The organism is Stenotrophomonas sp. HITSZ_GD (genome assembly GCF_029543105.1).
Lineage (GTDB): Bacteria > Pseudomonadota > Gammaproteobacteria > Xanthomonadales > Xanthomonadaceae > Stenotrophomonas_A.
In genome coordinates, this window is record NZ_JARQXB010000005.1 from 220,537 (window position 1) to 230,098 (window position 9,562).

A 9,562-nucleotide genomic window follows, 5' to 3' on the forward strand; every position below is an offset into this window, starting at 1 on the left:
CGCGGGCCTCACTCGTGGGCGGCGATCGGGGTGGGCACGCCCTGCGGGCGCAGCAGGACCGCATCGCGCGCCAGGTCGGTGGCCTGGCCGTCGACGATGTGCACATTGCGCTGCGCACGCGCAGCCAGTTCCGGGTCGTGGGTCACCATGACGATGGTGGTGCCCTGGGCGTTGATCTCCTCCATCAGCTCCATCACCCCGCGTGCCATCTGCGAGTCGAGGTTGCCGGTCGGTTCGTCGGCCAGCAGCAGGCGCGGGCTACCGGCCAACGCACGCGCGATGGCCGCGCGCTGCTGCTGGCCGCCGGACAGCTCGGCCGGGTAGTGCTTCATGCGCGAGCCCAGCCCGACCTTGCCCAGCGCATCCTCGATGCGCGTGCGGCGCTCGGCCGCCGGCATGCCGCGGTAGCGCAGCGGCACGTCCACGTTGTCGAACAGGTTGAGGTCCGGGATCAGGTTGAAGCCCTGGAAGATGAAGCCGATCTTGCGGTTGCGCAGGCGCGAGCGGGCATCGTCGCTGAGGTGGCTCACATCCTCGCCGTCGAGCAGGTACTGGCCGCTGGTGAAGGTTTCCAGCAGGCCGGCGATGTTGAGGAAAGTGGTCTTGCCCGAACCGGACGGGCCGGTCACGGCGACGAACTCGCCTTCGCGCACGTGCAGGTCGAGCGAGCGCAGCGCGTGGGTTTCCACCTGTTCGGTGCGGAAGACCTTGGAGACCGACTGCATCTGGAGCATGGGGCGTTCCTTCTGGGTTTGAGGAATGACAGGGTGGAAAGGCATCAGTGGACGGTGACGCGTTCGGCATCGCCGAACTGGTCGCTGCCGGAGACGACCACGCGGTCGCCCGGCTGCAAGCCGGAGATCACCTCGATCTCGCCGAGGCTGGCGGCGCCGAGCTGCACGGGACGACGCACCGCCGCGCTGCCGTCCATGACGTAGGCATAGCGGCCGCCGGACTGTTCGACGAACGGGCCGCGCTCGACCTTGAGCACGTTGCGGCGGGTATCCATCACCACCCGCGCGCTCATGCGCTGGTTCTGGCGCAGGCCGGCCGGCTGCTTGTCGCTGAAGCGGATGCGCGCGTTGACCTCGCCGTTGACGACCTCGGGCGATACCGCCGAGATCGCGCCGGCGAAAGGTTCGCCGCTGCCGCTGGTGAGCTGCGCCGGCATGCCGATCGCCAGGTCGCGGGCGAAGCTCTCCGGCACCTTGATCTCGATCTCGAACTTGGACAGGTCCACCACGCCCAGGATCGGCGCGTTCGCCGCCACGTTGGTGTGCTGGGTGGCCTGCACCTGGCCCACCTGGCCGTCGAACGGGGCGCGCAGGGTCAGCGCGTCGACCTGGCGCTGCACTTCGGCCACCACCGCGCGCTGGCGATCAGCCAGCAGGCGCTTGTTGCGTGCATCCAGGTCGGCGCCCTGGCTTTCCAGCGCCGAGTCCTTCTGCGCGTGCTGCAGTTCGATCTCGGCCTTCTTCAGTTCATCGCGCGCCTTGGCCAGGTCGACCTCCGGCACCGCGCCGCCATCGAAGCCGCGCTGGTAGCGGGCCAGGTCGCGCTCGGCGGCAGTGCGCACCAGGCCGGCCTGGTCGGTGGTCTTGCTGGCGGTGGCGCGGGCGAGCACGGCGTCGAGCGCGGCGCGGCTGGCTTCCGCTTCCAGGCCGGCGAGAGTGGCCTGCTCCTGCGCCAGCTTGCTGCGCAGTTCCGGGCTGTCGATCACCGCCAGCTCCTGGCCCTGCTTGACCACGTCGCCGGCCACCACCTTCAGGGTGACCGTGCCGGCGGAGATCGCATACAGGACCGGGCTGTTGGCGGCGATCACCCGGCCATCGGCGGAGATGTCGCGCACCAGGTCGCCGCGCTGCACTTCGGCGATGCGCACGCGCGAGGCCTGGAAGGAGCGGCTGCCCGCCAGCCAGCCCGAGACGGCCCACGCAATGCCCACCAGGACCACCACGGCGGCGACGCCCGGCCAGATCCAGCGGCGCCACGGCGCGGGCGCGGCCTGGCGGGAGATGACGTGGTCCTGGGCAGAGGTGTCGCGGATGGCCATGGGTGCTTGGAGGGATGGAGTCCGCCAGATCAAAGCAGTTTCCGTGCCACATGCAAGTCATTGAATTCAAAGCATGTACGCAGGGGGCGGAAGTGTCCGCAGTGTCCGCGGACACCGCGGCGGACGCGATGTCCGGCCGTGGTCAGGGGTCGGTCAGAAACGGACATGGCACAATGTCCACCTTTACCCCGGCAGACTCTCCATGTGCGGCATTGTTGGCGCGATCGCGGATCGCGATGTGGTTCCCGTCCTGATCGAAGGGCTCAAGCGCCTGGAATACCGCGGCTATGACTCCTCCGGCATTGCCGTGCTGGATGGCCCGCAGCTGCGCCGCGTGCGCAGGACGGGGCGGGTATCGGAGATGGCCGCGGCTGCCGAGGCCGAGGGCTTCTCCGCCCGCCTGGGCATCGGCCACACCCGTTGGGCCACCCACGGCGGGGTGACCGAGGCCAACGCCCATCCGCACATCAGCCACGGCGTGGCGCTGGTGCACAACGGCATCATCGAGAACCACGAGGCCAAGCGCGAAGAACTGCGCGCGCTGGGCTACGTGTTCGAGTCGCAGACCGATACCGAGGTCATCGCGCACCTGATCCACCACCATCTGCAGCAGGGCCGCGACCTGCTGGGCGCGTTGCAGGTCACGGTGAAGGAACTTACCGGCGCCTACGCGTTGGCGGTGGTCAGCCAGGCCGAGCCGGAGCGGCTGGTGGTCGCCCGCATGGGCTGCCCGCTGCTGGTCGGCCTGGGTGAAGGCGAACAGTTCGTCGCCTCGGACGTGTCGGCGATCGTGCAGGCCACGCGCCAGGTGATCTTCCTGGAAGAAGGCGATACCGCCGAGCTGCGCCGCGAGAGCGTGCGGGTGTTCGACGAACACGGTGCGTCGGTCGAGCGGCCGGTGCATGTGTCGGACGTGTCGCTGGCTTCGCTGGAGCTGGGACCGTATCGCCACTTCATGCAGAAGGAAATCCACGAGCAGCCGCGCGCGCTGTCGGACACCATCGAGGCGGCCATCGACGCCGGCGGCTTTCCGGCCGAACTGTTCGGCCGGGAAGCCGCCGAGGTGCTGCGCGATATCGAAGGTGTGCAGATCCTGGCGTGCGGCACCAGCTATTACGCCGGCTTGACCGCGCGCTACTGGATCGAAGCCATCGCCGGGCTGCCGTGCAGCGTGGAGATTGCCAGCGAGTACCGCTACCGCGCGGCCTATGCGAACCCCAAGCACCTGGTGGTGACGATTTCGCAGTCCGGAGAAACGCTGGACACGATGGAGGCGCTCAAGTACGCCAAGTCGCTCGGCCACAAGCACACGCTGTCGATCTGCAACGTGCCGGAAAGCGCGATCCCGCGCGCCAGCGAACTGGTGTGCTACACCCGCGCCGGCGCCGAGATCGGTGTGGCTTCCACCAAGGCGTTCACCACCCAGCTGGCGGTGCTGTTCCAGCTGACGGTGGTGCTGGGCAAGCTGCACGGCCGCATCGACGCCGCGCAGGAAGCCGACTACCTGGAGCAGCTGCGCTTCCTGCCTGGCAGCGTGCAGCACGCGCTGAACCTGGAGCCGCAGATCATGGCGTGGGCCGAACGCTTCGCCACCCACCAGAACGCGTTGTTCCTGGGCCGCGGCCTGCATTACCCGATCGCGCTGGAAGGCGCGCTCAAGCTCAAGGAGATCTCCTACATCCATGCCGAGGCCTATCCGGCGGGCGAACTGAAGCACGGGCCGCTGGCGCTGGTGGATGCCGCGATGCCGGTGGTGGTGATCGCGCCGAACGACCGCCTGCTGGAAAAGGTGAAGTCCAACATGCAGGAAGTGCGCGCACGCGGCGGCGAGCTGTTCGTGTTCACCGACCAGGACAGCCACTTCACCGAATCGGAGGGCGTGCACCTGATGCGCACCCCGCGCCACGTCGGCGTGCTGAGCCCGATCGTCCACACCATTCCGGTGCAGCTGCTGGCCTATCACACCGCGCTGGCGCGCGGCACCGACGTGGACAAGCCGCGCAACCTGGCCAAGTCCGTCACCGTCGAATAAAGCATTCAGGCTGAACCGGTCAGCGGCGCACGGCAGCTGCGCCGCTCCGTCTCACGGATTGAGACGGAGCGTGTCCACAGTCCCACGATGGAACTCATGGACAAGCTGGCGGTGCTGGCCGATGCCGCGAAATACGATGCCTCCTGCGCCTCCAGTGGCGCGGGCAAGCGGAACTCGCTGGGCACTGGCGGGATCGGCAGCACCGAGGGCATGGGCATCTGCCACTCCTACACGCCCGATGGCCGGTGCGTGTCGCTGCTCAAGATCCTGCTGACCAACTTCTGCATCTTCGATTGCGCTTACTGCGTCAACCGCGTGTCCAGCAACGTGCGCCGCGCGCGCTTCACGCCGGAGGAAGTGGTGCGGCTGACGCTGGATTTCTACAAGCGCAACTACATCGAAGGCTTGTTCCTCTCCAGCGGCATCATCCGCGACAGCGACTACACCATGGAGCAGCTGGTGGCGGTGGCGCGTTCGCTGCGCGAGGAGCATCGGTTCGCTGGCTACATCCATCTCAAGACGATTCCCGACGCGGCGCCCGAGCTGCTGGCCGCCGCGGGCCGGTATGCCGACCGCCTCAGCATCAATGTCGAACTGCCCACCGAGGGCGCCCTGGGCCGGCTCGCACCGGAGAAAAGCCAGCCGCGCATCCGTGCGGCGATGGGCGAGCTGCGCTGGCGTATCGAGGAAGGCGTCGAAGCGCGCAAGGCGGCCGCGCCCGGCCGCGCCAAGCCGCCGCGGTTCGCGCCGGCCGGGCAGAGCACGCAGATGATCGTCGGCGCCGATGGCGAGGCGGATCGCACGATCCTGGCCACCTCCGACAACCTCTACGGCAACTTCCGGCTGCGGCGCGTGTACTACTCCGCCTTCAGCCCGATTCCCGACGCCTCCACGCGCCTGCCGCTGCAGGCGCCGCCGCTGCAGCGCGAGAACCGGCTGTACCAGGCGGACTGGCTGCTGCGCTTTTATGGCTTTTCCGTGGAGGAGATCGTGCCGGCGCAATCTGCCGGCATGCTCGACCTGGACATCGACCCGAAGCTGGCCTGGGCCTTGCGCCATCCCGAGCAGTTCCCGGTCGATATCAACGTGGCGAGCCGCGAAACGTTGCTGCGCGTGCCCGGGTTGGGGACGCGCAGCGTGGGGCGAATCGTCACGGCACGCCGGCACGGCCGGCTGCGCTTCGCGGATTTGCAGCGGCTGCGGCTGCCGATGAAAAAGGTGGCGCCATTCATCCGCGTGCTCGACCACCATCCGCGCGGGCAGCTGGATGATCCCGCGCGCCTGCGCGCTTCGCTGGCGCCGGCGCCGCGCCAGGCCAGCCTGTTCGACTGATTCCCGGCGATGCACCTGCTGAATGTCGAACCTGCTTGGGACGCCACCGCCTGGCGCGTGCAGGCGCGCAAGGCGCTGGGGGCCGGTTGGCCGCCGGAATCCCTCCGCTGGGACGACGCCGCGCAGGGTGGCTTGGCCTTCGACTCGCCTGCAGAGGCCACGCCTGTCGCCGTGCCCGCCCCGCAGTTTCGCGTCTCGCGCGACTTCATCGCGCTGGCCGAGGCCGTCTGCTGTCATCGCGATCCGCAGCGGCATGCGTTGCTGTACCGCCTGCTGTGGCGCATGGCGCACGGCGAGCCGCGCTTGATCGAGCGCAGCACCGACCCGGACGTGCACCGCGCGCGCGAGCTGGAAAAATCCGTGCGTCGCGATACGCACAAGATGAAGGCGTTCGTGCGCTTTCGCGCGCTGGCCGGCGAGGCGGAGCATTACGTCGCGTGGTTCGAGCCCGAGCACCTGATCGTGGACCGTGTGGCGCCGTTCTTTGCCCGGCGCTTCGCCGGCATGCGCTGGGCGATCCTGACCCCGTACCGCAGCGTGCGCTGGGCGGAGGGCCAGTTGCACTTCGGCGACGGCACCACGCGCGCCGCCGCGCCCGCGGACGATGAGCAGGAATCGCTGTGGCGCACGTACTACGCGAACATCTTCAATCCGGCCCGCCTCAACCCGCGGATGATGCGTCAGGAGATGCCGCAGAAGTACTGGGGACTGTTGCCGGAGGCGCGCCTGCTGCCGGACCTCGTGCGCGAAGCCGGCCCACGCATGCAGGCCATGGCCGAGCGCGCGCCGGCGCCCGTCCGGCGGCGCGTGCCCGTCCGCGCGGCGGAAGCCCCATCGCCCGCACCGCAAACGCTGGATGCGCTGGCCCAGGGGTTGGTCGCGTGCCGGCGGTGTCCGCTGTGGGAGCCGGCCACGCAGGCGGTGCGCGGCGAAGGCCCCGCGACGGTGAAGATCATGCTGGTGGGCGAGCAGCCGGGCGACGCGGAAGATCTCACGGGCCGCCCCTTCGTGGGGCCGGCAGGCCAGCTGCTCGATGAAGTGCTGCGCTCGCTGGGGTTGGACCGGCGCGTCATGTTCGTCACCAATGCGGTGAAGCACTTCCGTTTCGAACAGCGCGGCAAGCGGCGCCTGCATCGCAACCCCGAGCGCATGCACGTGCAGGCCTGTGGCCATTGGCTGCAGCGCGAGCTGGACCTCGTGCGGCCGCAGATCGTCGTGGCGCTCGGCGGTACGGCGGCCCTCGCGCTGTTCGGCCCGGACTTCCGGCTGTCCGCGCAGCGCGGCCAATGGCAGGTGATGGAAAGCGGCGTGCGCGCGTTCGCTACCTATCACCCTTCCGCGGTGCTGCGCCAGCCGCCGGGGCAGCGCGACGTGTGGCGGCAAAGCCTGCAGGCGGATCTGGCACTGCTGTGCGATGAGATGCCCGGGCATGCCGCAGGCGACGAAGCACATCGGCCGAGCGAATCAAGCGTGGCGGGCTAGGGCCCGATCCACGCGCCACGAAAAACCGTGAGGGCCGCGCATCCACGCGGCCCGTGCCTCTACTCAGCCGCCACTGGCCGACGGACTGTGCGGCTCCTGCCGATTGTCGCCGCGGGCGAGCTGCTTCCCCGTGTAGTAGCCGGCCACGAAAGCCCCGAAGACCATCCAGGCGATCAGTACCACAAGGCCGGAGCCATGGTTTCGTCGTCCGTTGGCGGACGCCGGCTTGGCGATGGGGCGATCATGCGTCACGGCACGTACTCAGCGCGCCCTTTGCGCGGCGTTGTCGCGCTGGGCGAGGTCCTTGCCCATGCCATAGCCAAACACGAAAAAGCCTCCGGCCATGCCGAGCACCATGAGGGGATTCACGCCACCGGACACGGCAGCCACTTCCTGCGAAGAGAGTTCACGCATGGCCGGCACCTACTGGCGATTGCTGTAGTAGCCGAGCAGCATGCCTGCCCCCAGTACCGGCGACAGCACCAGCGCCGTCCCGATGATCACCTTCGAGCGGGTGGACATCTCGCCCCCGCGGATCATCTCGATGTCCCTTTCATTCAATTCACGCATGGCGTTCTCCTGTGAGCGTGGGGGTCGCGCTAATGTTGCGCGCCGTCGCCGGATGCACCATGCGAATATTCAACCGGTTTCGAGTGCCTAGAGCTCGTAGGACAGCACATCCTCAAAGCCGAACTTGCCGAAATCACGGATGCGCGAAGGGTAGAGCCGCCCGATGAGGTGGTCGTGCTCGTGCTGCACCACCCGCGCATGGAAGCCCTCGGCCTCGCGTTCCAGCCACTCGCCATCCGGCGTCTGGCCGCGGTAGCGAATCACGCGCCAGCGCGGGATCACCGCGCGCAACCCGGGGATGGACAGGCAGCCTTCCCAGCCATCCTCCAGGTCCCCGGACAACGGGGTGATCTCCACGTTCGCCAGCGCGGTGCGCGGCACCGCCGGCGCGTCGGGATACCGGGTGCTCTGGTCGAAGCCGAACACCATCAACTGCAGGTCCACGCCGATCTGCGGCGCGGCCAGCCCCACGCCGTGCGCGTGGTCCATGGTGTCGAACATGTCGGCGACGAGCGCCCTCAGCGTGTCGTCGAAGCGGGTGACCGGCGGGGCGATGCGCAGCAGGCGCGGATCGCCCATGCGGAGGATGTCGCGGATCATGGCGGGGCTCCTGTAAGGCGCCCGGCCATTCTAGAGCGTGGCCGCGGTCAACCGGCCAGCGGCGTGTTGGAGATGATCTCCACCCAGTAGCCGTCCGGGTCCTTGATGAAGGCCAGGTGCTTCATGCGGCCGTCTTCCAGGCGCTTCTGGTAGGGCACCTCGAGCGCGTCGAAGCGGGCGCAGGCGGCATGGATATCCGGCACGGACACGCAGATGTGGCCGAAGCCGCGCGGGTCGCGGTTGCCGTCGTGGTAGACCGGGCCTTCCTGCTGTTCGGTGCCGTGGTTGTGGGTCAGTTCCAGGACGCCGGGGATGCCGGCCATCCACACGCGGCGCGCGGCGTCGTCGTCGGGGATGTGCGTGCCGGCGGGCAGCAGGGCCAGGAAGTACAGGCTGAACTGCGCCTCGGGGAAATCGCGCTGGTCGATCAGGCGGAAGCCCAGCACGCGCGTGTAGAAGTCCAGCGATTTCACGATGTCCTTCACGCGCAACATCGTGTGGTTGAAGACGAAGCCGGTGGTCTCGACGGGCGGCTGAGCGGCAACGCCGGGCGGCTGCTGGAGGGTCTGGAGGCTCATGGCAATACCTTGATGGGCATGGGGAGGGATGCGCCGGGCGCATCGGCAGGTGGCGTCATTGTAGCCGCCGCCTGCCGACGGCCCATTGCAACACTCAGAACCAGAAGCGCACGCCGGCCACGAAGCGGCTGCCGCGGGCGTCGTCGCCGTCATCGCGCGCGAAGCGGGCGGCATCGCCGAAGCGGCGTTCGTGTTCCCAGCCCACGTAGGGTGCGAAACGCCGGCTGGCTTCGTAGCGCAGGCGCAGCCCGACACTGGCGCTGTCCAGTCCGCCACCCTCGCCACGGCGCGCGTCCTGCCCGGTGGACAGGTTCGCTTCCAGCCGCGGCTGCAGGATCCAGCGAGAGGTCAGCCACAGCGTGTATTCGCCTTCGAGACGAAGCCCGGCGCCACTGCCACCGCCGAGATACGCGGTCGCCGACACCTCGAACTTGTATGGCGCCAGGCCCTGCACGCCGATCGCCACGCGCGCCCGCGATGCGCCGGGCGCGAAGTCTTGCCGCACGCCGGCCACCAGCTCCCACCAGGGCGAGATCGCGCGCCCGTAGAGTAGTTCGGCGTCGGCGGCGTGCGTGCGCCCGGCTTCGCGTTCGCCTTCGCTGCGCAGCCGCAGGCGATGGATGTCGCCGCCGTACCAGCCGTTGACCTCCCACGCCTGCCCGCTGCCGGCATCATGGTTCCAGCCTTCCAGGCGGTCGACCAGCACGTAATGGACGGGTTGCGCGCCGTGCATGTGCGCGTCCCGCAACGCGGGGAACGCGGCGGCGAAATCCGCGGGGGTCGGCGCCGGGATCGGCGTGCGGGGCGAGGCCGTGGACTCACGCTGCGAGTGGTCCATCTGCGAGTGGTCCATCTGCGAGTGGTCCATCTGCGAGTGGTCCATCTGCGAGTGGTCCATCTGCGAGTGGTCCATCT

10 protein-coding genes are annotated in these 9,562 nt (G+C 68.8%); 3 read left to right on the forward strand and 7 right to left on the reverse strand.

What is annotated here, in order from left to right; translation table 11 throughout:
- Nucleotides 1-8: 8 nt before the first annotated feature.
- Together P6166_RS07730 and P6166_RS07735 are read right to left on the reverse strand one after the other, a co-directional pair.
- A complete protein-coding gene (locus tag P6166_RS07730) occupies nucleotides 9-734 on the reverse strand; it encodes an ABC transporter ATP-binding protein (RefSeq protein ID WP_277763889.1) in 726 nt (241 codons plus the stop codon).
- A 44-nt stretch (nucleotides 735-778) separates the two neighbouring features.
- A complete protein-coding gene (locus tag P6166_RS07735) occupies nucleotides 779-2,053 on the reverse strand; it encodes an efflux RND transporter periplasmic adaptor subunit (protein ID WP_277763890.1) in 1,275 nt (424 codons plus the stop codon).
- A 202-nt stretch (nucleotides 2,054-2,255) separates the two neighbouring features.
- Here P6166_RS07735 and glmS point away from each other — a divergent pair, with 202 nt between their 5' ends.
- The 3 genes from glmS (at nucleotide 2,256) to P6166_RS07750 (ending at nucleotide 6,899) form a co-directional block, all read left to right on the forward strand.
- A complete protein-coding gene (gene glmS, locus P6166_RS07740; RefSeq protein WP_277763891.1) occupies nucleotides 2,256-4,085 on the forward strand; it encodes a glutamine--fructose-6-phosphate transaminase (isomerizing) in 1,830 nt (609 codons plus the stop codon).
- A gap of 87 nt (nucleotides 4,086-4,172) precedes the next feature.
- Nucleotides 4,173-5,417: a putative DNA modification/repair radical SAM protein gene (locus P6166_RS07745; protein WP_277763892.1), complete on the forward strand. Its 1,245-nt coding sequence runs from the start codon at nucleotides 4,173-4,175 to the stop codon at nucleotides 5,415-5,417.
- Between the two features lie 9 nt (nucleotides 5,418-5,426).
- Complete coding sequence (locus P6166_RS07750) at nucleotides 5,427-6,899, forward strand: UdgX family uracil-DNA binding protein (RefSeq protein WP_277763893.1); 1,473 nt, start codon at nucleotides 5,427-5,429, stop codon at nucleotides 6,897-6,899.
- A gap of 261 nt (nucleotides 6,900-7,160) precedes the next feature.
- On the opposite strand, the gene P6166_RS07755 is transcribed toward P6166_RS07750, so the two are convergent.
- The 5 genes from P6166_RS07755 to P6166_RS07775 form a co-directional block, all read right to left on the reverse strand.
- Nucleotides 7,161-7,313, reverse strand: coding sequence for a class IIb bacteriocin, lactobin A/cerein 7B family (locus tag P6166_RS07755; protein WP_277763894.1), 153 nt, complete (start codon nucleotides 7,311-7,313; stop codon nucleotides 7,161-7,163).
- A gap of 9 nt (nucleotides 7,314-7,322) precedes the next feature.
- Nucleotides 7,323-7,469 (reverse strand): hypothetical protein, encoded by a 147-nt coding sequence (locus tag P6166_RS07760; protein ID WP_277763895.1) that lies wholly within the window; start codon nucleotides 7,467-7,469, stop codon nucleotides 7,323-7,325.
- Nucleotides 7,470-7,556: 87 nt separating this feature from the next.
- Complete coding sequence (gene def, locus P6166_RS07765) at nucleotides 7,557-8,069, reverse strand: peptide deformylase (protein ID WP_277763896.1); 513 nt, start codon at nucleotides 8,067-8,069, stop codon at nucleotides 7,557-7,559.
- 47 nt (nucleotides 8,070-8,116) lie between these two features.
- Entirely contained in the window at nucleotides 8,117-8,647 is a 531-nt protein-coding gene (gloA, locus tag P6166_RS07770; protein ID WP_277763897.1) for a lactoylglutathione lyase, read from the reverse strand.
- Nucleotides 8,648-8,741: 94 nt separating this feature from the next.
- A partial coding sequence (locus P6166_RS07775; protein WP_277763898.1) for a copper resistance protein B occupies nucleotides 8,742-9,562 on the reverse strand: 821 nt, incomplete at its 5' end.

Coding starts and splice junctions, on each gene's coding strand:
- P6166_RS07730 (WP_277763889.1), bottom strand. CDS start 734: ATGCTCCAGATGCAGTCGGTCTCCAAGGTCTTCCGCACCGAACAGGTG.
- P6166_RS07735 (WP_277763890.1), bottom strand. CDS start 2,053: ATGGCCATCCGCGACACCTCTGCCCAGGACCACGTCATCTCCCGCCAG.
- glmS (WP_277763891.1), top strand. CDS start 2,256: ATGTGCGGCATTGTTGGCGCGATCGCGGATCGCGATGTGGTTCCCGTC.
- P6166_RS07745 (WP_277763892.1), top strand. CDS start 4,173: ATGGAACTCATGGACAAGCTGGCGGTGCTGGCCGATGCCGCGAAATAC.
- P6166_RS07750 (WP_277763893.1), top strand. CDS start 5,427: ATGCACCTGCTGAATGTCGAACCTGCTTGGGACGCCACCGCCTGGCGC.
- P6166_RS07755 (WP_277763894.1), bottom strand. CDS start 7,313: ATGCGTGAACTCTCTTCGCAGGAAGTGGCTGCCGTGTCCGGTGGCGTG.
- P6166_RS07760 (WP_277763895.1), bottom strand. CDS start 7,469: ATGCGTGAATTGAATGAAAGGGACATCGAGATGATCCGCGGGGGCGAG.
- def (WP_277763896.1), bottom strand. CDS start 8,069: ATGATCCGCGACATCCTCCGCATGGGCGATCCGCGCCTGCTGCGCATC.
- gloA (WP_277763897.1), bottom strand. CDS start 8,647: ATGAGCCTCCAGACCCTCCAGCAGCCGCCCGGCGTTGCCGCTCAGCCG.